Raw genomic sequence first — 21056 nt, 5'->3', positions numbered from 1 at the left:
GTCAAACCGGGCACACCAAAATCGCCGCCACCATCCGAAAGATCCGCAACAACCCACACCTGATCTTCACCATCCTCCGCCTGCACCAAAACCCTCAACACACACCATGATCAGCAGAAACGACTTTGCGCAGCGCCCTGATCAGCTCCCGATCAGTGAACTTCCGCGCCGAATCGAGCACCCCATGTTCGTCGTAGATCGCCTCGTACATCACATCCCGGCCCAGGGTGTAAATCTCGGGAAGAGGATCGCTCGCCTCCCACGTCGCGACCACCTCCGGGCCAACGACACGAACCAGGCCGCCACTGTCGTCACGCGCCCGCAACATGTGGAGCTCCCACTGCAGGTACTCCGTGATCGGCTCCTCCACGATCCGGACACGTTTGGCGGAAAAGCCACTCTCGGCGATCTTCGAGTAATAATCCCGCAAGGCCGGCAGGTCCGCCTCAATCAGGTTCAGCGACTCGACCCAATCGCCGTCGGCGAACGCCTCCCAACTGTCGTTCCCAGGCTCCTGGAAATATTGCCCTCGCTCCAGCTTCCAGAAACCTGGACTGCCAGTACGCCAGAAATTTCGCTCGAAGTCCTGCCAATACGAACTGAGCGTCAGCGACTCGAACCGTGCATCGCCGAGTAGTTCATGCATCTGGAATGTCCGGCTTTGCTGAGAGCATCATATTGCGCGGAATGATTACCAGTTGCTCTCCTGGATCGATGCTTACGCCACTTGGCAGGCGCGTAGAATACGAGGAAGTGGCGTCCTGCCCGATCACGGCGACGTCCCCGTTGTCCAGTTCCCAGATATCCGGGCAACTGTTCCCCTCGCTGGACATGTCTCCAAGCTCATGCGCCGATTTTCCTAACCTTCGACGAAAAGAGGCGGACAAATCCGCGCGCCATTTTTCGCCCATGACCCCTCCTGGTATTTACATGGTCACAGTCCGTACTGAACATACCAGCACGTCATCGACAGGTCCACTGCGCGACGACAGGGCCTGACACGTATGTTGACCAACGGACACAACAATGATCAGCGCCATCCGGATTCCGGTGCAGCCATATTTGAAAACCGAGGTCACCAGAATCTCCACAGTCAAGAGTTCAGATTGTGATCGTCCGCCAACGGCACCTGTCCGGAAGCTTTGCGCGCCCAGTCGACCTCTCCCCGGTGCCCGACCTCAACCCACTCCAACTGCGATGCCGAGATCACCTGCACCACACCATGATCAACTACTGCGACCACGACACCTCAACCAGACCGGTGCGGTCGCCTTGGTGGCGCTGCTCAACGGCGGCGTCGAGGCCGCCGTGGCCGCGCCGTGCGCTCGGTACGCCACCGCCGCGTAGACCGCTCGTCACGACGTCACCCAGCTCTCCTTGACACGCTGCTCGCCCGCCGCTTGGTGTGTCGCCACGTGAGCGAGCTTGCGAGCGAACCATCAGCGCAGGCGCGCCCATCGCGCTCTGCCCGCCGCGCCCGTTGTCCGTGGGTGAACGGTGCGCTGGGCTGGTGGCGGTGGCGGCAACCACCCTGCTGCTGGTGCTCACCCGAGCCCGCCCGCAGCGGATCCGCCGCGTCCTCAGCGTGCTGCGTCGCGGCAGCCGCGAGGCAGATCGTCACAGGCCGAACGGGCCTTCGCGATCGTCACCACGGTCAGCCTGCGCTGCGCCAGCGGGCACGGCTGCCTGCGCCGATCGCTGGCCATCATCGTGCTGTGCCGGCTCTGGGGCGTGCGGGCTACCTGGTGGGTCGGGTTCCGCTCACCCGCCGCCACAGTCCCACGCGTGGGTCGAAGCAGGCGGCCAGCAACGGCAGGAGTAGGCCGGTCTTGGTCTCGGCCAACTGTGAGTGCCCCCTGGTCAGCCGTACTCGTTGCGTGCGCGCGAGTACGCAGCGTGATGCGCTGCCCAGTGTGACAGAGGGGGACGACAGGACGTAGCGGTATCCCTCTCCGTCGCCCGTGCGCACACCGCGCTGGCTGGTGCGTTCGTCATCGCGGAACTGGCCAGGCAGCCGGCGGTGGCCTACCTGGACAGCGTGCTGGACGGCCAGACTGTGCAGGACCCGGCCATGGTGGAGATGGCGGCGGTAGTGTTTGACACTATCCGGACGGATGCGTTCTCCGGCGGCGAGTCCCTGGAGCTCATCGAGGAAGGTATGCGGCGCAGCGCGGGTAACGGCAGCGCGTGCGTGGAGGTCGGCCGGGCCGTTGACGCGGTCCTGGTGCGGACACCAAGAACCGGACCGGCAGCACCCTGGCCTTCACCCCGAACACCTGGCGCCGATTCCTGAACACGAACTGACACCAGCGACAACTTCGCTTGGTGGTGTTCCTGCTGGTTCCGTTTTGCTGTTCATGCAGGTCAGTGCCATGGTTGCGCCGAGAGGGGGTCCGAACTCGACGGAACTGAGACCCAGAGCTCTCACTGGGCCTTGCGCCCGGGAGAGTTCACCTCAGCCCACCAGGTCGTATCATGGAGCCATGAGCGAGCTGCCGATCCCGGAGGCCCGGGACCACCTCTCCGAGGTGGCGCATGACGCTGCCGGCGGTCAGGTGATCTACCTGACCGACGAGCACGGCGAGCGCCTCGCGGCCATCGTGCCGGCCGACGTCGCCGTGGCCGGTGCCGCTGCGGTGGAGGCGCTGGAAGATGCCGAAGATGTGCGGGCAGCTCATGCCGCCCTCGCTGAACCCGGGCCAAACGTTCCACTGGAGTCCGTGTTGGCCAAGTACGCCGATGACCTCGACGCGTACCCGGACGCGCGGTGAGCGACAGCTACTCCATCGAGTTTCGACGGTCCGCAGAGAAGGCACTCGCGAAGCTGGACGGGCGGACTCGTGCCCGCATCCTGCGCAACGTCGCCGCACTGGCCGATGACCCGCGCCCGACGGGCGTGAAGTCGCTCACCGGGGAACACGGGCTCTGGCGAATCCGGGTCGGCGACTACCGCGTCGTGTACGAGATCCGAGACAACGAACTACTCGTTCTCGTGATTCGTGTTGCGCACCGCCGAGAGGTCTACCGCAAGCATTGACCGCGCGGTGGCGTGGCGTCGTCGGCCGACTTCGTCGGCGTGATCACTGGTGAGCTGAAGAGCAAGAATTGGGCAGCCCCTTCGTCACGAAGTGCGGCGATGAGGCATCTCACGCGCGTGGGTAGGAGGCAGCCGCGAGGCGGATCGTCACCAGGCCGAACGGGCCTTCGCGATCGTCACCACGGTCAGCCTGCGCTGCGCCAGCGGGCACGGCTGCCTGCGCCGATCGCTGGCCATCATCGTGCTGTGCCGGCTCTGGGGCGTGCGGGCTACCTGGCGGGTCGGGTTCCGCTCACCGCCGCCGCACCACGCGTGGGTCGAAGCAGGCGGCGAGCCGGCGTGCGAGACGGTAGACCCGCGCACCATCTACGCCCCGATGATCACCGTGTGAGAGGACACCGCGCCCGTGCCCGAACCCCTGGAGACCCGGCTCGCCGAGTTCGCCGCCGCACTGCGCGAGGCCGGCGCCATCCGGTCGGACGCCGTCGAGCACGCCTTCGCCATCGTGGCCCGGCATCGCTGCGTGCCCCAGTTCCGGTATGGCCCCAAGACGATCACCGTGCCCCAGGACGAGCCGCCCAGCGGCGAGGTCTTGGACCTCGTCTACTCGCACATGTCGCTGCTGACCAGCACCGGGCAGGACGGTGGCCACCCATCCTCGTCCTCGGCGCCCACGCTGATGGCCCGGATGCTCGAAGCCCTCGACCTGCACCCCGGCATGCGCGTGCTGGAAATCGGTGCCGGCACCGGCTACAACTCCGCGCTGATCACCACCATCACCGGCGCGCCCGTGGTCACCGTCGACGCCGGGCTGGCCACCGCCCAGAGCGCTGCCGAGTCGATCCGCCGGCTCGGACTCGACCACCAGGTCACCGTCGTGCACGGCGACGGCTACTTTGGCGAGCCGGCCGGGGCTCCGTTCGACCGCATCATCGTCACCTGCGGCGTGGCCGGCCTGTCCCCGCACTGGCTCGACCAACTCGCCCCTGATGGCCTGATCCTCGCGCCAGTCGCGCACGGCGGCGTGCACCCCATCCTGGCCACCACCAACAGCGGCGGCACGGTGAGCGCGAACGCTGTGCTGTGGGCCGACTTCATGTCGGCCGCCGGCCCGCTGCGCCCGGCAGACCTAGTCGGCCACGACCCCGCCGACTACATCCCCCCTGCGCCGGTGACCCGGATACCCGACGCCAGCCCAGCCCGCACCACCGCCCACTACCACGACCTGTGGTTCTTCCTCGCCTCCCGCGACTCGCGCATCACGCGCGCCTACCTGGACGACGACACCGTCGACACCACCACAGGCGCCTGCGCCCTGCACACGCCCCGCGGAACGGCATGGGTACATGACGACGGCAGCATCACCGCCACCGGCGAGCCGACGGTGGCCGACGAACTCCGTGCCCTCATCCATGAATGGGCAAGCATCGGCCAACCAGCGCTCACCCAGTTCACCGCCCCCTTCGAGCCGGCCGACACGGACCAGCCTCTCTGGACACCAAGCCAATGGACGGTGAACTCCAAACAACTCGCAGCGACGTGGCAGCCCTGTGCCGGTGGCTGCCTGGCCGCCGGTAAGCCTGCCGCTGGCTCACGAGCCCGCTCCCCGGACGCAGACCTGGGCTGAACCCGCCGTCCGTCCAAGACACGTGTACGTGGCGAGGGCACCGATCCGTCCGGCACCCCGGTGAACATCACGGCGACGGCGACGGACGTGGCCCGCCGAGGCCGGGACGGACGTTGGCGCTACGTCATCGACAACCCGTACGGCACCGACTGACGCGTCACCGGCCGGTGATGCGGTTCAGCAGGGCTTCCGCCTCGTCGCGGGTGTACCGCGCGGTGATGGTGACCTCGCGGCCAGGGATGGGGGACTGGACCATCGGCGCGGACACGATCACGCCGTCGGCGATCATGGCCACCCGCGCGCCGATGTGCTCCGCGGTCCACCGGGACAACACGGCGCCGTCCTCCTCGGTCATCGTGATGAGTAGCGACCAGTTTCCCGTGTTGTGCTCAACCTGGGTCTTGGCGTGCTCCAGGCGGGTGATCGTCAGGAACGGCTCGTCGACGGCCAGCTTGTTGCCGTCCGGCTCCGGAAGCGTCCGCGCATCCGTCGACTTCCCTGCCGCCGCCGGGGACACCCTGGCCAGCTCGATCGGGATCTCCAGGTCGAGCGGGCCGGTCGGCGCCTCCGTGCGGTCCGGATCGCCGCCGACCCGCTCGGTCGTGCATCCGGCCAGCACGAGAAGAACTACCAACACACCCCAGAGCCGCCGCACGTTCAGACTCCACGCAGAAGTTCGTCGCACAAGGAGATCAACCGAGCCCGCAGCGGCGCTGCCCGCTCCGCGAAACCCGCCTGCCGCCGCGCGTACTCGGCGCGGCCGGCCGCGGTCTCGATCTCGATCGGCGGGCACCCGAGCGCGCTCAGGTCGTACGGGCTCGCACACATGTCCAGCACGCGGATGTCGTGCGCCAGCGCGAAACAGTCGGCCACCAGCTCCGACGGCGCGTACGGATCGAGCTTGTAGGCCCACTTGTACAGATCCATGCCGGCGTGCAGGCAGCCGGGCTGCTCCAGCGCGACCTGGTCCGACCGGGTCGGCCGCAGCGTGTTCAGCGGCCGCGCCGGGGGAGTGAAGAACCGGAACGCGTCGAAGTGGGTGCAGCGGATCGCCGTCGACTCCACCACGCGGTCCGTGCCCGCCGACCCCAGCCGCAGCGGCCACCCCTGATGGCGCACGTCCTCGGCGCGGTACACCATCGCCCACTCGTGCAGCCCGAAGCAACCGAACCGGGGTGCCCGCGCCGCCGTCGCGGCCAGCAGCGAGCGCACGAACCGCACCGTCGGCAGCCGGGACGCGGGCAGCGGACCCAACGTCATCCCGCCCGGGACGGACCGGTACGCCTGCCACCGCAGGAACGAGTCGGCGTCGGCCAGCACCACGCCCGGCCCGGGATGCCACCGCAGCAGCCGGGCCGGCCGGTGCGAGTAGTAGGTGAACAGGAAGTCCAGGACGGGGAGCCGGGTACCGGTGGACCGGCGTTCCCGCAACGGATCCGTCCACGCCCGAACCCGCGACACGTGCGCCTCCCGCTGACCGCGCCAGTCGGGCGGCGCCAGCACGGCCGTCATGTCGTCGGGTCCTTGTGGGTGCCGTCGCGGACGGTGCCGACGTACTCCTCGACCAGGTCCTCGAGCGCCACCACACCGAGCACCGTCCGGTCCGCCGCGACCGCCTTCGCCACATGGCTCCGGGTTCTGCGCAGTGCGGCGAGCGCCTCGTCCAGCCGGGAGTCCGCCGGGATCTCGGGCAGGCCGCGCACCCGGTGGAACGGCACCGGCGTCGACGGGTCCGCGGCCGCCTGGTCCAGCACGTCCTTCACGTGCAGGTAGCCGTTCAGCCGACCGTCCGGCATCCGCACCGGGTAGCGGGAGAACCCGGTCCGCGCCACCGCCTCCTCGATGTCGCCGACCGTGGGCGGGTGCGGCACGGTCTCCACGTGCGCCAGCGGCACCAGCACCTCGGCCACCGTCCGCTCGGCCGACGACAGCGTCTGCGTCAGCCTGCGGTGCTCGGCCTGGTCCAGCAGCCCCTCCGCGCGCGAGTCCGCGATGAGCGTCGCCAGCTCCTCCGGCGTGTGCGCGCTCTCGACCTCGTCGCGCGGCTCGACCTTCAACAGCCGCAGCACGCTGTTCGCGGTGAGGTTCAGCAGCGAGATCACCGGCCGGATCAACCGGATCCAGCCGACCAGCACCGGCGTCAGCCACACCGCGGTGCGCTCCGGCGCGGCGATCGCGATGTTCTTGGTGACCATCTCGCCGAGCACGATGTGCAGGATCGCCACGATGATCAGCGCGACCGTGAAGGCGAGCGGGTGCAGCAGCGCCGCCGGCAGGCCGACCGGACCCAGCACCACCTCGAGGAAGTGCGCCACCGTCGGCTCGCCGAGCGCGCCCAGGCCGATCGTGCACAGGGTGATGCCCAGCTGCGCGCCCGCCATCATCAGCGACGTGTGCTCGGCCGCCCGCATGACGATCCGCGCTCTGTCCACGCCGCGCTCGGCCATCGCCTCCAGCCGGTCGCGCCGGGCGCTGACCAGCGCGAACTCGGCGCCGACGAAGAACGCGTTGGCGGCCAGCAGGAACGCCGCGACCAGGATGGCGACACCACCGGTCATCGGGACGCCACCTCCGTCCGGACCTCGACGGGGATCTTGGCCACCCGCAGCTCCGCGACCCGGTGCCGGTCCATCCGCATCACGGTGATCCGCCAGCCGTCGACCCGCACCTCGTCGTTGACCTCCGGGATCCGGCCGAGCCGGGAGAGCACCAGGCCGGCGAGGGTCTCGTAGTCGCCGTCGGGCATCCGGAACCCGGTCGCGTCGGCCAGCTCGTCGTCACGCAGCAGGCCGGACACCATCCAGCTGTCCCGGCCCAGCGGGCGCACGGAGTTGATCTCCCCACGGTCGTGCTCGTCGCGCACGTCGCCGACGATCTCCTCGACCAGGTCCTCCAGCGTGACCAGGCCCGCCGTGCCGCCGTACTCGTCGACGACCACCGCGAGCTGCAGCCCGGAGCTGCGCAGCCGGTCGAGCAGGGTGTCGCCGTCGAGGCTCTCCGGCACGGTCTGCGCCGGGCGCATCAGACTGCTCACCAGGATCGTCCCCCGCCGCGCGGCCGGGACGTTGAACGCCTGCTTCACGTGCACCACGCCACGCACGTCGTCGAGGTCGCCCTCGCGCACCGGGAAGCGGGAGAAGCCGGTGCGCCGGGTCAGCTCGATGAGGTCGAGGACGGTCGCGTCGGTGGGCAGCGACTCGACCTGCACCCGCGGGGTCATCAGCTCCTCCGCGGTGCGCTCGCCGAACCGCAGCGACCGGTTCAGCAGCGCCGCCGTGCCCTGGTCGAGCGTGCCGTGCTCGGCGCTGGTGCGGACCAGCGAGCCGAGCTCCTGCGGCGAGCGCGCCGACGCGAGCTCGTCGGCCGGCTCCACGCCCAGGCGCCGGACCAGCCAGTTCGCCCATGCGTTGAGCAGGTTGATGAACCAGCGCAGCGCCGAGGAGAACCTGGTCTGGGTGCCGGCGACCGCGCGCGCGGTGGCCAGCGGCCGGGCGATGGCGAGGTTCTTCGGCACGAGCTCGCCGAACAGCATGGAGATCACGTTGGCGAGCAGCAGCGCGACGCCGAGCGCGATCGGGTGCGCCGCGGACTCCGGCAGCGCGAACGCGTCGAGGATCGGGTCGATCCAGCCGGCGATGATCGGCTCGGCGATGTAGCCCATGGTCAGCGTGGTGATCGTGATGCCGACCTGGGCGCCGGAGAGCTGGAAGGACAGCGTCCGGTGCGCGTGGTGCACCCGCTGGGCGCGGGCGTCGCCGACCTGGCGGAGGTGGCTGTCGACCTGGCTGCGCTCGAGCGCGGTGAGGGAGAACTCGGCAGCGACGAACACGGCCGTGCCGAAGGTCAGCGCGATGACCGCGAGGACACCGAGGACGTTGAGGAGCAGACCGATCATCGCGCATCACCGCGCGGGATGACCGGATCGGTATGGCAGCCGGGTTCGTCGCCCGGCCCGGTACTACGGCCGCCGCGCACTGACGGGTCACTCCTCGCAGATCAAAGGCTGTGCAGACGGGGTCCAGTGTAGAGGTCAGGGCGCTCGGCCCAGCAGCGCGACCAGACGTGCCTGCGGCGCGGCGTCGTCGGGCACCGGCACCGGGTCGGCGAACCACGACGTGCCCTGCCAGGCGGCGACCTGCGGCGCGACGTGGTCCAGCACGGCGGTGGCGAGCTCGTCGCCCAGGCCGGCGTCGGCGCCGACCGCGGTCGCGAGGTCCCAGCCGTGCACGGCCAGGTCGGTGGTCATCTGCCAGCAGTACTCTGCGCCGTCGGTGTCGCCGAAGCTCAGGTGCACGATCGTCACCAGCGAGCCGGGCCGCAGCCACGCGGCCCGGGCGGCCTGGGACGACTCGGTCCACGCGCGCAGCGGGTCGTCCTCGAGCAGGTCGCCGTCGAACTTGTCGCCGACGTCGGCGACGGTCTTGCCGGCCAGCAGGTCCGGTACCCACAGCTGCTCGTTGACCAGGTGGTTCACGAGGTCCCGCACGGACCATTCGGTGCACGGGGTCGGGGAGTCCCAGTCGCCTGGTGTCGCGTGATCCTGTTCCTTTGCGTCCGCTGTGGATCCACGTGGTTCCTGGCAAGGCGGAGGAAAGTCGCTCGTACTGGGTGTACTTGGGCTTTTCTCCAACGCCGTAACACAGACAGGGGCCGCTGTTGGCCGCAGCGGCGTAAAGGTTTCAGGGTCACGCGACACTAAGCCGACCTTGTGCATGGCCCGGTCGAAGACGTCCATGGCGTGGCCGTGCGCGTCGAGAAGATCCATGCCTCCAGCATGCGTCGCGCCGGGGCCGCCCGCACGGTTTCGGCGTCAGGTGCCGGTGAGCGGGGCCCACGCCGCCATGGCGCCGTCGACCACCTTGGCCAGCTCGGCCCGGCTCGCGCCGTCCCGGGCCCGCACGGACATGCCGTAGAGCACCGCCGCGTAGAACTCGGCGACCGCCGCCGGCTCGACGCCCTCGGGCAGCTCGCCGTCGTCGACGCCGCGCCGGATGCGGGCGCGGATGTCGGCCTGGGTCCCGGACCGGCACTCGCCGAGGAAGTCGCGGACGGTCTCGCTCTTGGTGGTGTAGGTGGTGCCGGCGAGCACGACCATGCAGCCGTGCGGCGTGTCCTCGGTGGTGTACGCGGCCGCGTTGTCCCGAAGCATCGCCTCGATCGAGGCGCGCGCGGTCGGCTCCTCGCGCAGCGCCCTGGCGGTGACGCCGCCCTGGAGCGTGCCGTAGAGCTCGATCGCCTCGCGGAACAGCGCCTCCTTGCACTCGAACGCCGCGTAGAGGCTCGGCGAGCTGATGCCCATCGTGGTCGTCAGGTCGGTCACGGACGTGCCCTCGTAGCCGTGCTCCCAGAACACCTCCATCGCCCGGCGCAAGGCCTCGGCGCGGTCGAAGGCGCGCGGGCGTCCGCGCTCCGTCATCGTCACGTCCTTTCTGTAACGAACACTAAAGATACCCCTTGACACCGCCCACGCCCGCCTGGTCAGCTATTTATGTATCGATCACTACAGAAATGAGGGACGACGATGGAGCTGGCCGGGCGGGTGGCGCTGGTGACCGGGGGCAGCCGGGGGATAGGCGCCGCGATCGCCAAGGACATGGCGCGCGCGGGTGCCGACGTGGTGCTCACCTACGAGCAGGCGGGGGACCGTGCCCGGTCGGTCGTCGACGAGGTCGAGGCCACCGGCCGGCGGGGCCTGGCGATCGCCGCGGACAGCGCGGACGCCGCCGCGGTGGTCGGCGCCGTCGATCGCGCCGCGGCCGGGTTGGGCCGGCTGGACATCCTGGTGAACAACGCCGGGATCTTTCCCGCCGGGCCGTTCGAGGAGGTGACGCTGGCCGAGGTCGACCGCGCACTCGACATTCACGCGCGGGCGGCCTTCCTGGCGGCGCAGGCCGCCGTGGCCCACTTCCGCGACGGCGGGCGGATCATCAGCGTCGGCAGCAACCTGGCCGAGCGCGCGGCCTTCGGCGGCATCGCGCTGTACACGATGAGCAAGGCCGCGCTGAACGGCTTCACCAGGGCACTCGGCCGCGAGCTGGGGCCGCGTGGGATCACCGTGAACCTCGTGCAGCCGGGGTCCACCGACACCGAGATGAACCCGGCCGACGGCGACCACGCCGGCCCGCAGCGCGCCCTGTCCGCGCTCGGCCGGTTCGCCTCGGTCGACGACCTGGCCGCGATGGTCCGGTTCCTCGCGGCGGACACCGGCCGGAACATCACCGGCGCGGTGTTCACGGTCGATGGCGGTACGAACGCCTAAGGTTTCGGGCTCGCGCGCCGCACCGACGACTCGACGAGGTCCAGCACCGGCTCCATGTCGTCCGCCGGAAGACCCATGGCCAGGTGCGACACCAGGCCTTCCAGCACCAGCTCGAGGTAGGACGTGAGCACGTTCACGTCGATGTCGTCGCGCAGGTTGCCGGCCTCGCGCTGGCGCTCGAGGCGTTGCCGGGTCGCGATGGTCAGCCGCTCGGACCGCTCCGCCCAGCGGGCGCGGAACTCCGGGTCCGTGCGCAGCCGGCGGGACAGCTCCAGCCGGCTGCCCAGCCAGTCCGCGCCGTCCTTTGTGGACAGAAGGTCGCGCATGACCTGGACGAGTCCCTCGCGGGCCACCACTTCGGCCATCCGGTGCGCGTCGTCCTCGGCGAGGGCCAGGAACAGCGACTCCTTGTCCCGGAAGTGGTGGAAGATCGCGCCGCGGGACAGACCCGTGGCCTCCTCCAGGCGGCGGACGGTGGCGCCCTCGTAGCCGTAGCGGGCGAAGCACACACGCGCGCCGTCGAGGATCTGGTGCCGGCGCGCTTCGAGGTGGTCCTGGCTGACCCGTGGCATCGGATGATCGTGGCAGGAGCCGGGATCGGATGCAATCCGTACGTACGTACTGTGGTCCGGCCCGCCGGCCGCCGCTCGCTGTTCACGTGAGTGTCGGTGGTCGCGTGTAGCGTCGATTTCGACCTCGAAACGGAGGGTCCAGACGTGACCGCTTTGTCCAAACCACCAGGTAACCCGCGGATCATGGAGTCGGCACGACGCCGGCTGCACGACCGCGTGGAGGCCGAGGCCTACGTCGCCTCGGTCTGCTTCAAGCACGGACCACCAAGGCTCACCGGCGTCGAGCTGGAGTGGATCGTCCATTACGCCGACGATCCCCGGCGGCCGATCGACGCCGCGCGACTCACCGCCGCGCTGGGGCCCTACGCGCCCCGCACGCTCAACAAGGAAAGTCCTCAGCTACCCCTTCCGGCCGGTTCGCCGCTCACCCTCGAGCCCGGCGGCCAGGTCGAGATATCCGCCCTTCCCCAGTCCTCGCTGACCGAGCTGTTCGGCGCCGTCACCACCGACCTCGGTTTCCTCGGCGAACTGCTCGCCGGCGCAGGCTTCGTCCTCGGCGACGCGGCCACGGACCAGCACCGACCCCCCAAACGCCTGCTCGAGACGCCGCGCTACGCGGCGATGGAGCAAGTGTTCGAGCCGATCGGTCCGCACGGGCTCACGATGATGTGCGCCACCGCGGGCCTGCAGGTATGCCTCGATGTGGGCGAGCCCGAGCACCTGCCCGCCCGGTGGGCCGCGGTGAGCGCGCTCGGGCCGGTGCTGGTCGCGGCGTTCGCCAACTCACCCACCCTCGACGGCCGCGCCACCGGATGGGCGTCGGCCCGGATGCGGGCCGTCCTCGGCACCGACCCGCCGCGCAGCGCACCGTCGCGCATCGTGGCGGACCCGGCCACCGACTGGGCCCGCCGGGTGCTGGACACGCCGGTGCTGTGCGTGCGCGGTGACGGCGACCACCCGGGCGACCGGTGGGTCACGCCGGACGGGATGAGCTTCGCCGACTGGCTCACCGGCGACCGGTACCGGCCGCCGACCACCGACGACCTCGACTACCACATCACCACGATGTTCCCGCCCGTGCGCCCGCACGGGTACCTCGAGGTGCGCTACCTCGACGCGCAGTGCGGCGACGGCTGGGTCACCCCGGTCGCGCTGCTCGCCGCGCTGCTGTCCTCGCCGCGCACGGTCGACGCCGTGCTCGACGCCTGCCTGCCGGTCGGTGACCGGTGGCTACCCGCGGCCAGGGACGGACTGGCCGACCGCGCGCTCGCCACAGCGGCCGGCGCGATGCTCGACCTGGGCGCTCGCGCCCTGCCCGGGATGGGCCTCGGTCACGACCTGACCGAGGCCATCGTCGCCGATCTGGACCGACTACCGCAGAGGAGCACGTCATGACCATGGCCGATCTCGGCACCGAGGCACTGCGCTCGCACGTCGCGGCGCAGCTGCAACGGGCCAGGGACCGCAGCGTCGCGCTCACCGACGCGGTGGACGACGACGACCTGGTGCGCCAGCACTCCAAGCTCATGTCGCCGCTGGTGTGGGACCTCGCCCACATCGGCAACCAGGAGGAGCTGTGGCTGGTGCGCGACGTGGGTGCGCGGGAGCCGGTCCGGCACGACATCGACGACATCTACGACGCCTTCCAGCACCCGAGGGCCGACCGCCCCACGCTGCCGCTGCTCGACCCGGCGGAGGCGCGGGCCTACGTCCGCGAGGTGCGCGAGAAGGTCCTCGACATCCTCGACACCACCCCGCTGGCGGGTCGCCGGCTGGTCACCGACGGGTTCGCGTTCGGCATGATCGTGCAGCACGAGCAGCAGCACGACGAGACCATGCTGGCCACCCACCAGCTGCGGTCGGGGGCGCCGGTGCTGCACGCGCCGCCGCCACCCCCCGGCCGGCCGCTGCCCGCGCCGGAGGTGCTGGTGCCCGCGGGCACGTTCACCATGGGCACGGACGTCGACCCCTGGGCGCTGGACAACGAGCGCCCGTCGCACGAGGTCCACGTCGACGCCTACTTCATCGACACGGCGCCGGTCACCAACGGGGCGTACGCGGAGTTCATCGCCGCGGGCGGCTACGACGACGAGCGCTGGTGGAGTGCCGACGGCTGGGCCCACCGGGTCAAGGCCGACCTCACCGCGCCGCGGTTCTGGGTCCGGGACGGCGACCGGTGGCTGCGTGACAAGTTCGGGGTGGTCGAGCCCATCCCGCCGGACGAGCCGGTGGTGCACGTGTGCTTCCACGAGGCGCGGGCGTACGCGGCGTGGGCCGGCAGGCGGCTGCCCACCGAGGCGGAGTGGGAGAAGGCGGCCCGCTTCGACCCGGCGACCGGTCGCTCGCGCCGGTTCCCGTGGGGCGACGAGGATCCCGGTCCCGAGCACGCCAACCTGGGCCAGCGGCACCTGTCGCCCGCGCCGGTCGGCGCGTACCCGGCGGGTGTGTCATCCAGCGGGGTGCACCAGCTGGTGGGCGACGTGTGGGAGTGGCTCGACTCCGACTTCCACGGCTATCCCGGGTTCCGCGCGTTCCCGTACCGGGAATACTCGGAGGTGTTCTTCGGCGGCGACTACAAGATGCTGCGCGGCGGTTCGTTCGGCACGGACCTGGCGGCCTGCCGGGCCACGTTCCGCAACTGGGACCACCCGATCCGGCGGCAGATCTTCGCCGGCTTCCGGTGTGCCCGCTCGGCAGCTCCCGCTGAGCTGGACCAGGAGCTCGCCTAGGGATGTGCCGGCACATCGCCTATCTCGGCCGGCCGATCCGGCTGGCCGAGCTGTTGCTCACGCCTGAGCACTCACTGCTGCGGCAGTCGTGGGCGCCCAAGGACATGCGTGGCGGGGGCACAGTGAACGCCGACGGCTTCGGCATCGGCTGGTACACCGGGTCCTCGCCCGAGCCCGCGCTCGTGCGCCGGGCCGTTCCACTGTGGACGGACACGGCGTTGCCGCGGCTCGCGTCGGAGATCTCCTCCGGCGCGGTGCTGGCCGCGGTCCGGTCGGCCACCGTCGGCATGCCGGTGGTGGAGACCGCGTCCGCCCCGTTCGCCTGGGATCGCTGGCTGTTCAGCCACAACGGCGTGGTCCGCGGCTGGCCGTCGTCCGTCGCCTCGCTGGCGTCGACGCTCCCTGTGGAGGCCCTGCTGACGATGGACGCGCCGACCGACGCGGCGTTGCTGTGGGCGTTGTTACGGGATCGGCTGGCCGCGGGGGACGAGCCCGCGGCCGCGGTCGCCTCCCTCGTCACGGCGGTGGAGGCGGCCGCGCCCGGGTCGCGGCTGAACCTGTTGTTGACCGACGGCACGGTGATCGTCGGTTCCTGTTGGACTCATTCCCTGTGGGTGCGTGCCGGCTCCTCGGCGGTCGTCGTGGCTTCCGAGCCCTACGACGACGACCCGGCGTGGCGGGAGGTGCCGGACCGGCACCTGGTCGTCGCCACCCCATCCACTGTGGACATTACGAAGATCGGAGCGCGATGAGTGAGGTCGATCTGACGGTGCACCTGACCCCGGACGACATCGTCCGGGGCCTGCGTTCGGATGCCCGTACGGGGTTGACGGCGACCCCGAAGTCGTTGCCGCCCAAGTGGTTCTACGACGCGCGGGGCAGTGAGCTGTTCGAGCGGATCACCCGGCTGCCGGAGTACTATCCGACCCGGGCGGAGCGCGAGATCCTGGCGGCCCGATCGGCGGAGATCGCGTCGGTGACCGACGCGACGACGCTGGTCGAGCTGGGCTCTGGCTCGTCGGAGAAGACGAGGTTGCTGCTGAACGCGTTGCGCCACCACGGTTCCCTGCGGGAGATCGTCACGCTGGACGTGTCCGAGTCGGCGTTGCGCGACGCGGCGGCGGTCCTCGGCGCGGCCTACGACCCGGTGTCCGTGCACGGGGTGGTGGGTGACTTCACCCAGCACCTGGCGCTGCTGCCGGGTTCGCCGGGCAGGCTGGTCGCGTTCCTGGGCGGCACGATCGGGAACCTGGTGCCGGCCGAGCGGGCCAAGTTCCTGTCCGGCGTACGCGACGTCCTGGACGAGGGGGAGTGGCTGCTGCTGGGCACCGACCTGGTGAAGGACCCGTCGGTGCTGGTCCAGGCCTACGACGACGCGGCCGGCGTCACGGCGGAGTTCAACCGGAACGTGCTGCACGTGCTGAACCGCGAGCTGTCCGCCGACTTCGATCCGGCGGCCTTCGACCATGTCGCCCTGTGGGACCACGAGGAGGAGTGGATCGAGATGCGGCTACGCGCGACGAGGCCGATGGAGGTCCACGTCCCGGTGGTCGGTCTGACTGTGTCCTTCGTCGAGGGCGAGGAGATGCGGACCGAGGTGTCGGCGAAGTTCCGCGATGAGCGCGTGACCGCGGAGCTGGCGGACGCGGGCTTCGACCTCAAGCATTGGTGGACCGACGGAGAGTCCCGCTTCGGCGTGTCGCTCTCACAAGCAGTGCCGCGATAGCCCCGTGCACCCCCTACCGTAGCCGTGTCGCCCGCCCACGTGGCCGTGTCGTCCCGTGGCGTGGCTGTGTCGTCCGGGTGGCGTCGTCGTGTCGTCCCGTGGCGTGGCTGTGTCGTCTGGTGGCGTGGCTGTGTCGTCTGGTGGCGTGGCTGTGTCGTCTGGTGGCGTGGCCGTGTCGTCCCGGGGCGATGGCGCGGGCAGGGGGCTCGTCCGGTCCGGGTTCGGTGTGCCGCCCGCGGCCGGCTCACCGACGTGGGGGGTCGGTTCACCGACGTGACGGGGCGACTCGGCTGCGTGGCGGGTCGGTACATCGACGTGGGGGGTCGGTTCACCTGCGTGACGGGACGACATGGCGACGTCACGGGACGACACGGGTTGGGCCTCGCGGGGCTACTTCTGGATCATCTTGCGCAGCACGTACTGCATGATGCCGCCGTTGCGGTAGTAGTCGGCCTCGCCGGGGGTGTCGATGCGGACCACCGCAGCGAAGTCCACAGTGGAGCCGTCCGCGCGGGTGGCCCGCACGGCGACCGTACGGGGGGTGCCGCCGTCGTTGAGGGCGGTGATGCCCGAGAAGTCGTAGGTCTCGGTGCCGTCCAGGCCGAGCGACTCCGCCGTCTCGCCCGACGGGAACTGCAGCGGCAGCACGCCCATGCCGATCAGGTTCGACCGGTGGATCCGCTCGAACGACTCGGCGACCACCACCTGCACCCCGAGAAGGGAGGTGCCCTTCGCGGCCCAGTCGCGCGACGAGCCCGACCCGTACTCCTTGCCGGCCAGCACCACCAACGGCACCCCGGCCTCCGCGTACGCGACCGAGGCGTCGTAAATCGTGGTCTGCGCACCGTCCTCAAGAAAGTTCCGGGTGAAGCCGCCCTGGACGCCGGCTCCGTTGCCGTCGAGCAGCAGGTTGCGCAGCCGGATGTTGGCGAAGGTGCCGCGGATCATCACCTCGTGGTTCCCGCGCCGGGACCCGTAGGAGTTGAAGTCGCGCCGGTCGACGCCGTGCTCGGTGAGGTACCTGCCGGCGGGGGAGTCCTGCTTGATGGCCCCGGCCGGCGAGATGTGGTCGGTGGTCACCGAGTCGCCCAGCATCGCCAGCACCCGCGCGCCCGAGACGTCCTCGACCGGCGACGGGTCCGCGCCCATGCCGTCGAAGTACGGAGGCTTGCGAACGTAGGTGGAGTCCGCGGCCCACTCGAACGTGTCACCGGTCGGCGTGGGCAGTGACTGCCAGCGCTCGTCGCCGGCGAAGACGTCCGCGTAGTCGGTGGAGAACATCTCCGAGGAGATCGCCGAGGCCACCACGTCCTGGATCTCCTGGGGCGACGGCCAGATGTCGGCCAGGTACACCGGCGCACCGTCGGTCCCGGTGCCCAGCGGCTCGGTGGTGATGTCCTTGTCCATCGACCCCACGAGCGCGTACGCGACCACCAGCGGCGGCGACGCCAGGTAGTTCATCTTGATGTCCGGGTTGATCCGGCCCTCGAAGTTGCGGTTGCCGGACAGCACCGACACGACCGCGAGGTCGGCCTCGTTCACCCCGGCGGTGATCTCCTCCTGCAGCGGGCCCGAGTTGCCGATGCACGTGGTGCAGCCGTAGCCGACCAGGTGGAAGCCCAGCTTCTCCAGGTACGGCAGCAGCCCCGCGCGCTCGTAGTAGTCCATGACCACCTTGGACCCGGGCGCCAGCGTGGTCTTCACCCACGGCTTGCGGGACAGGCCGCGCTCGACGGCCTTCTTGGCCAGCAGCGCGGCGCCGATCATCACCGACGGGTTGGACGTGTTGGTGCACGAGGTGATCGCGGCGATGGCGACCGCGCCGTGGTCGATCTCGAACGTCGCGCCGTCGAGGGTGACCCGCGTCGGGCTGCTCGCCCGGCCCTCCGCGCCCTCCGCGGCCGAGTGGTAGTCGAACGGCTTGCCTGCGCCGTTCTCGTGGTGGCCGTATGCCGGCGAGTCGCTGGCCGGGAAAGACTCGTCCGACGCCTCGTCCACAGTGGACTCGCTGCGGGCGGCGGGCTCGGCGCCGGAGACGTAGTTGCCCAGGACGCCGCGGAACGCCTGCTTCGCGTCGGACAGCGCGATCCGGTCCTGCGGGCGCTTCGGACCGGCGATCGACGGGACCACGGTGGACAGGTCGAGCTCGAGCGTCTCGGAGTAGACCGGCGCCACGGCCGGGTCGTGCCACAGGCCCTGCTCCTTGGCGTACGCCTCGACGAGCGCGACCTGCTCGGCGGACCGGCCGGTGAACTTGAGGTAGTCGATGGTCTCGCCGTCGACCGGGAAGATCGCGCAGGTCGAGCCGAACTCCGGGCTCATGTTGCCGATCGTGGCCCGATTCGCGAGCGGCACCGCCGACACGCCGGCGCCGTAGAACTCGACGAACTTGCCGACCACGCCGTGCTTGCGCAGCATCTCGGTGATCGTCAGCACCAGGTCGGTGGCGGTGGCGCCGGCCGGCAGCTCGCCGTTCAGCTTGAAGCCCACCACCCGCGGGATCAGCATCGACACGGGCTGGCCGAGCATCGCGGCCTCGGCCTCGATCCCGCCGACACCCCAGCCCAGCACGCCCAGGCCGTTGACCATCGTGGTGTGGCTGTCGGTGCCGACCAGCGTGTCCGGGTAGGCCTGGCCGCCCCTGGTCATCACGACCCGCGCCAGGTGCTCGATGTTGACCTGGTGCACGATGCCGGTGCCCGGCGGCACCACCTTGAACTCGTCGAACGCGCTCTGGCCCCACCGCAGGAACTGGTAGCGCTCCTTGTTGCGCTGGTACTCGAGGTCGACGTTGCGCTCGAACGCGTCCGGCCGGCCGAAGATGTCCGCGATCACCGAGTGGTCGATCACCAGCTCGGCCGGGGCGAGCGGGTTGACCTTGGACACGTCGCCGCCGAGCTCGGTCACCGCCTCGCGCATGGTGGCGAGGTCGACGACGCACGGCACGCCGGTGAAGTCCTGCATCACCACCCGGCCCGGGGTGAACTGGATCTCCGTCGACGGCTCGGCGTTCGGGTCCCACCCGGCCAGCGCCCGGACGTGGTCCTCGGTGGTGTTGGCGCCGTCCTCGGTGCGCAGCAGGTTCTCCAGCAGGATCTTCAGGCTGTACGGCAGGCGTTCCGCGCCGCTGACGGCGTCGAGCCGGAACACCTCGTGCGAGGAGTTGCCGACGGAAAGCGTGTGGCGGGCGCCGAAGCTGTCCTTGCTGGCTGGTGCGGTCACGTCCAACTCCATCTGGCCTGTGGTGTGTTCGGGAACGACCTCTCGGCTCAAACAGTACGCTTGTCCTGTATTCGAAGCCAAGGAGGGCCGCCACCATGCTGCACCACGTTCAGATCGCCGCTCCGGTGGGCAGCGAAGATCGGCTTCGCGCGTTCTACACGGGCGTGCTCGGCTGGACCGAGCTGGTGAAGCCGCCATTGCTGGCCAAGCGCGGCGGCTGCTGGTTCCAGGTCCCGGGCCGCGGCGGTCCGGACGCCGAGCTGCATGTCGGCGTCGAGGACGGTTTCCAGCCGGCGCGCAAGGCACACCCCGCGTTCGTGGTGGACGTGGACGCCACCGCGGCCGCCGTCGGGCAGGCCGGCCACCCGGTCCGCTGGGCGGATCCCGCGGAGATCCCCGGCCGCCGCCGCTTCCACACCGACGACCCGGTCGGCAACCGCCTCGAGTTCCTGGAGGGCTGAGACGCCGGTGGCCCGGCCCCCAGAAGGGAGCCGGGCCACCGGATCGGGTGAAACGTCAGCTCATCTGCACCAGGGCCAGGACGTCCTCGGGGGTCAGGTCGCTGATCGCGGACAGACCCAGCTCGGTGTAGGTGCGCAGCGGGCTCACGTACCACTTGCCGTCGAACTCGGTGGCCACCACGCCGGTGTTCTTCATCAGGCCGGACGCGAGGTTCGTGAGTGCCTGCTGGAGCTCGGGCGACATGCTGCTGCCACCCATCTCGGCCGCGAAGTCCCCGGCACACAGCTGCTGGGTCTCGCCCTCACCCTCGGCCAGATAGCAGTCGCCGTCCTTGGCCACGCGGTAGGTCTCGCCCTCGACCTTGACCTCGATCTCCTTCAGCATGACCTTCACGCCGCCGGACTCCGCGTCGGTGGTGTCGGTCTCGAGCTTGGTGACCTCGACGCCGCTGGCGGGCGGGGTGCTCATCTCCTCCAGCAGCACCGGGCCCGCGTCGTGCAGCGCGCCCATCTCGTCCGGCGGCAGCAGCTCGATGACCCGCTCGACGTCGCTGTTGATCGCGGCCTGGACCATGTCCTTGACCGCGTTCTCGGCGTTGTCCGCGCCGTTGTCGGCGATCCGGGAGCTCGGCCACTCCTTGTCCGCGTCCTGCAGGGCGTAGTCGGCGACGGTGTAGAAGAGGCTCGGGTACCACTTGCCGTCGACGTTCACCGTGGCGATGCGGATCGGCTCGCCGGTCTCCTCGACGATCTCGGCGATGTTCACCTGCTCGTCGGTGGGCTCGGAGTTGACCCCGTCGGGGAACGCCGCCTGCATGAACTCCTCGGTGAGCGGCAGTTCGGAGACGTCGGCGTGCACCGACACGGTGCCGCCGACGAGCTTGGTGATGGTCAGGTGGTCGTTGACCTTCTCCGCGCCCTTCTCGTCGTACTTGAGGTTCTTGGCCTCGACCGACGCGCCGTGCAGCTTGTTCGGGTCCGCGTCCTTCTTGTAGACATCGAGCTCCTTGAGCCGCTCGGTCGACTTGGCGTTGAAGTCGACCATCAGCGCGGACTCGGCCGGCGTGAGGCTCTCGAGCACGCCGAGCACGTCACCCTGGCTGAGGCTGTTGACGAGGTTGGTCGCGGCCTCGGTGGGGTTGGCCTTGCCGGCCTTGTCCTCGCTGCTGCGGTTGAGCACGAAGATCGTGGCGGCGACCCCGACGGCGACGACGAGCACCGCGGCGATCGCGCCGATGACCGGGCCCTTGCGGCTCTTCTTCGGGCCCGGCGCGCCGAGGCCGCCGTAGTTCGGCTGGCCGTAGGCCGGGGTCGGCTGGTAGCCGGGCTGCTGCACGGGCTGCGGGCCGGTCTGGTAGCCGGGCTGCTGCTGGTAACCGGGCTGCTGCTGGTAACCGGGCTGCTGCTGGTAACCGGGCTGCTG

General features: G+C 70.2%; 23 protein-coding genes and 1 pseudogene. 13 read left to right on the top strand and 11 right to left on the bottom strand.

The genetic code is table 11. From position 1 onward, the window contains the following. Window positions 1-94 precede the first annotated feature (94 nt). Both GEV28_RS33035 and GEV28_RS33030 read right to left on the bottom strand, forming a co-directional pair. Window positions 95-646: a DUF6879 family protein gene (locus tag GEV28_RS33035; protein ID WP_291416682.1), complete on the bottom strand. Its 552-nt coding sequence runs from the start codon at window positions 644-646 to the stop codon at window positions 95-97. Continuing rightward, window positions 639-911: a hypothetical protein gene (locus GEV28_RS33030; protein WP_291416681.1), complete on the bottom strand. Its 273-nt coding sequence runs from the start codon at window positions 909-911 to the stop codon at window positions 639-641. Before GEV28_RS33030 ends, GEV28_RS33035 begins: the two co-directional genes overlap by 8 nt. A 286-nt stretch (window positions 912-1197) precedes the next feature. Here GEV28_RS33030 and GEV28_RS33025 point away from each other — a divergent pair, with 286 nt between their 5' ends. From GEV28_RS33025 to GEV28_RS33000, 7 genes and pseudogenes are all read left to right on the top strand, one after another. After that, window positions 1198-1347, top strand: a complete 150-nt coding sequence (locus GEV28_RS33025; RefSeq protein ID WP_291416679.1) for a hypothetical protein — start codon at window positions 1198-1200, stop codon at window positions 1345-1347. A gap of 150 nt (window positions 1348-1497) precedes the next feature. Then, the gene (locus GEV28_RS42720; RefSeq protein WP_367115248.1) at window positions 1498-1917 is read left to right on the top strand and encodes a lasso peptide biosynthesis B2 protein; all 420 of its coding nucleotides are present in this window, start codon (window positions 1498-1500) and stop codon (window positions 1915-1917) included. Window positions 1918-1945: 28 nt separating this feature from the next. After that, window positions 1946-2293: pseudogene (locus tag GEV28_RS33020) on the top strand (Scr1 family TA system antitoxin-like transcriptional regulator); the annotation flags it as partial. Between the two features lie 190 nt (window positions 2294-2483). Further along, window positions 2484-2771, top strand: a complete 288-nt coding sequence (locus GEV28_RS33015) for a hypothetical protein (RefSeq protein WP_291416676.1) — start codon at window positions 2484-2486, stop codon at window positions 2769-2771. Beyond that, window positions 2768-3037 carry a type II toxin-antitoxin system RelE/ParE family toxin gene (locus tag GEV28_RS33010; protein ID WP_291416674.1) on the top strand — a complete coding sequence of 90 codons (270 nt, stop codon included), beginning with the start codon at window positions 2768-2770 and terminating at the stop codon, window positions 3035-3037. Before GEV28_RS33015 ends, GEV28_RS33010 begins: the two co-directional genes overlap by 4 nt. A 106-nt stretch (window positions 3038-3143) precedes the next feature. Next, a complete protein-coding gene (locus GEV28_RS42715; protein WP_367115249.1) occupies window positions 3144-3428 on the top strand; it encodes a lasso peptide biosynthesis B2 protein in 285 nt (94 codons plus the stop codon). Window positions 3429-3443: 15 nt separating this feature from the next. Then, window positions 3444-4664, top strand: a complete 1221-nt coding sequence (locus GEV28_RS33000) for a protein-L-isoaspartate O-methyltransferase (protein ID WP_291416670.1) — start codon at window positions 3444-3446, stop codon at window positions 4662-4664. A 157-nt stretch (window positions 4665-4821) separates the two neighbouring features. Here GEV28_RS33000 and GEV28_RS32995 read toward each other — a convergent pair whose 3' ends face one another. The 6 genes from GEV28_RS32995 to GEV28_RS32970 all read right to left on the bottom strand — a co-directional run bounded on the left by GEV28_RS32995 (window position 4822) and on the right by GEV28_RS32970 (window position 10080). Beyond that, entirely contained in the window at window positions 4822-5319 is a 498-nt protein-coding gene (locus GEV28_RS32995) for a hypothetical protein (RefSeq protein ID WP_291416668.1), read from the bottom strand. A gap of 2 nt (window positions 5320-5321) precedes the next feature. Next, entirely contained in the window at window positions 5322-6176 is an 855-nt protein-coding gene (locus GEV28_RS32990; protein ID WP_291416666.1) for a 3-methyladenine DNA glycosylase, read from the bottom strand. Further along, window positions 6173-7222, bottom strand: a complete 1050-nt coding sequence (locus GEV28_RS32985) for a hemolysin family protein (RefSeq protein WP_291416664.1) — start codon at window positions 7220-7222, stop codon at window positions 6173-6175. The genes GEV28_RS32990 and GEV28_RS32985 overlap by 4 nt, the downstream gene beginning before the upstream one ends. Next, window positions 7219-8559 carry a hemolysin family protein gene (locus GEV28_RS32980; protein ID WP_291416662.1) on the bottom strand — a complete coding sequence of 447 codons (1341 nt, stop codon included), beginning with the start codon at window positions 8557-8559 and terminating at the stop codon, window positions 7219-7221. The genes GEV28_RS32985 and GEV28_RS32980 overlap by 4 nt, the downstream gene beginning before the upstream one ends. Window positions 8560-8694: 135 nt before the next feature. Then, window positions 8695-9378 carry a TIGR03086 family metal-binding protein gene (locus GEV28_RS32975; RefSeq protein WP_291416683.1) on the bottom strand — a complete coding sequence of 228 codons (684 nt, stop codon included), beginning with the start codon at window positions 9376-9378 and terminating at the stop codon, window positions 8695-8697. A 96-nt stretch (window positions 9379-9474) separates the two neighbouring features. Further along, window positions 9475-10080, bottom strand: a complete 606-nt coding sequence (locus GEV28_RS32970; RefSeq protein WP_291416660.1) for a TetR/AcrR family transcriptional regulator — start codon at window positions 10078-10080, stop codon at window positions 9475-9477. A 105-nt stretch (window positions 10081-10185) separates the two neighbouring features. On the opposite strand from GEV28_RS32970, the gene GEV28_RS32965 reads away from it, so the two are divergent. Next, a complete protein-coding gene (locus GEV28_RS32965) occupies window positions 10186-10923 on the top strand; it encodes an SDR family oxidoreductase (protein ID WP_291416658.1) in 738 nt (245 codons plus the stop codon). Here GEV28_RS32965 and GEV28_RS32960 read toward each other — a convergent pair. Further along, entirely contained in the window at window positions 10920-11495 is a 576-nt protein-coding gene (locus tag GEV28_RS32960; RefSeq protein ID WP_291416656.1) for a TetR/AcrR family transcriptional regulator, read from the bottom strand. The two genes, GEV28_RS32965 and GEV28_RS32960, sit on opposite strands and share 4 nt — an antisense overlap. Window positions 11496-11678: 183 nt before the next feature. On the opposite strand from GEV28_RS32960, the gene egtA reads away from it, so the two are divergent. Genes egtA through egtD form a run of 4 tightly spaced genes read left to right on the top strand, consistent with a single transcriptional unit; the run spans window position 11679 to window position 15950 of the window. After that, entirely contained in the window at window positions 11679-12890 is a 1212-nt protein-coding gene (egtA, locus tag GEV28_RS32955) for an ergothioneine biosynthesis glutamate--cysteine ligase EgtA (RefSeq protein ID WP_291416654.1), read from the top strand. After that, window positions 12887-14224 (top strand): ergothioneine biosynthesis protein EgtB, encoded by a 1338-nt coding sequence (gene egtB / locus GEV28_RS32950; RefSeq protein ID WP_291416651.1) that lies wholly within the window; start codon window positions 12887-12889, stop codon window positions 14222-14224. Before egtA ends, egtB begins: the two co-directional genes overlap by 4 nt. 2 nt (window positions 14225-14226) lie before the next feature. Continuing rightward, window positions 14227-14976: an ergothioneine biosynthesis protein EgtC gene (egtC, locus tag GEV28_RS32945; protein ID WP_291416649.1), complete on the top strand. Its 750-nt coding sequence runs from the start codon at window positions 14227-14229 to the stop codon at window positions 14974-14976. Then, window positions 14973-15950, top strand: a complete 978-nt coding sequence (egtD, locus tag GEV28_RS32940; RefSeq protein ID WP_291416648.1) for an L-histidine N(alpha)-methyltransferase — start codon at window positions 14973-14975, stop codon at window positions 15948-15950. The genes egtC and egtD overlap by 4 nt, the downstream gene beginning before the upstream one ends. Window positions 15951-16340: 390 nt before the next feature. Here egtD and GEV28_RS32935 read toward each other — a convergent pair whose 3' ends face one another. Next, window positions 16341-19172, bottom strand: coding sequence for an aconitate hydratase (locus tag GEV28_RS32935; RefSeq protein WP_291416646.1), 2832 nt, complete (start codon window positions 19170-19172; stop codon window positions 16341-16343). A 95-nt stretch (window positions 19173-19267) separates the two neighbouring features. Here GEV28_RS32935 and GEV28_RS32930 point away from each other — a divergent pair, with 95 nt between their 5' ends. Then, on the top strand, window positions 19268-19633 hold the full coding sequence (locus GEV28_RS32930; RefSeq protein WP_291416644.1) for a VOC family protein: 366 nt from the start codon (window positions 19268-19270) through the stop codon (window positions 19631-19633). A 55-nt stretch (window positions 19634-19688) separates the two neighbouring features. On the opposite strand, the gene GEV28_RS32925 is transcribed toward GEV28_RS32930, so the two are convergent. Next, on the bottom strand, window positions 19689-21056 hold a 1368-nt coding region (locus tag GEV28_RS32925; protein WP_291416642.1), incomplete at its 5' end, for a flagellar basal body protein FliL.

The organism is Actinophytocola sp. (assembly GCF_009379765.1).
Lineage (GTDB): Bacteria > Actinomycetota > Actinomycetes > Mycobacteriales > Pseudonocardiaceae > Actinophytocola.
Note: the sequence above shows the minus strand (reverse complement) of the source record. Positions and strands in the feature narration are given on the sequence as shown.

Excerpts from the sequence above, each read along its gene's own strand:
- GEV28_RS33035 (WP_291416682.1), bottom strand. The coding sequence starts at position 646 with ATGCATGAACTACTCGGCGATGCACGGTTCGAGTCGCTGACGCTCAGT.
- GEV28_RS33030 (WP_291416681.1), bottom strand. The coding sequence starts at position 911 with ATGGGCGAAAAATGGCGCGCGGATTTGTCCGCCTCTTTTCGTCGAAGG.
- GEV28_RS33025 (WP_291416679.1), top strand. The coding sequence starts at position 1,198 with ATGCCGAGATCACCTGCACCACACCATGATCAACTACTGCGACCACGA.
- GEV28_RS33015 (WP_291416676.1), top strand. The coding sequence starts at position 2,484 with ATGAGCGAGCTGCCGATCCCGGAGGCCCGGGACCACCTCTCCGAGGTG.
- GEV28_RS32990 (WP_291416666.1), bottom strand. The coding sequence starts at position 6,176 with ATGACGGCCGTGCTGGCGCCGCCCGACTGGCGCGGTCAGCGGGAGGCG.
- GEV28_RS32985 (WP_291416664.1), bottom strand. The coding sequence starts at position 7,222 with ATGACCGGTGGTGTCGCCATCCTGGTCGCGGCGTTCCTGCTGGCCGCC.
- GEV28_RS32980 (WP_291416662.1), bottom strand. The coding sequence starts at position 8,559 with ATGATCGGTCTGCTCCTCAACGTCCTCGGTGTCCTCGCGGTCATCGCG.
- GEV28_RS32975 (WP_291416683.1), bottom strand. The coding sequence starts at position 9,378 with ATGCACAAGGTCGGCTTAGTGTCGCGTGACCCTGAAACCTTTACGCCG.
- GEV28_RS32970 (WP_291416660.1), bottom strand. The coding sequence starts at position 10,080 with ATGACGGAGCGCGGACGCCCGCGCGCCTTCGACCGCGCCGAGGCCTTG.
- GEV28_RS32965 (WP_291416658.1), top strand. The coding sequence starts at position 10,186 with ATGGAGCTGGCCGGGCGGGTGGCGCTGGTGACCGGGGGCAGCCGGGGG.
- GEV28_RS32960 (WP_291416656.1), bottom strand. The coding sequence starts at position 11,495 with ATGCCACGGGTCAGCCAGGACCACCTCGAAGCGCGCCGGCACCAGATC.
- egtA (WP_291416654.1), top strand. The coding sequence starts at position 11,679 with ATGGAGTCGGCACGACGCCGGCTGCACGACCGCGTGGAGGCCGAGGCC.
- egtB (WP_291416651.1), top strand. The coding sequence starts at position 12,887 with ATGACCATGGCCGATCTCGGCACCGAGGCACTGCGCTCGCACGTCGCG.
- egtC (WP_291416649.1), top strand. The coding sequence starts at position 14,227 with ATGTGCCGGCACATCGCCTATCTCGGCCGGCCGATCCGGCTGGCCGAG.
- egtD (WP_291416648.1), top strand. The coding sequence starts at position 14,973 with ATGAGTGAGGTCGATCTGACGGTGCACCTGACCCCGGACGACATCGTC.
- GEV28_RS32930 (WP_291416644.1), top strand. The coding sequence starts at position 19,268 with ATGCTGCACCACGTTCAGATCGCCGCTCCGGTGGGCAGCGAAGATCGG.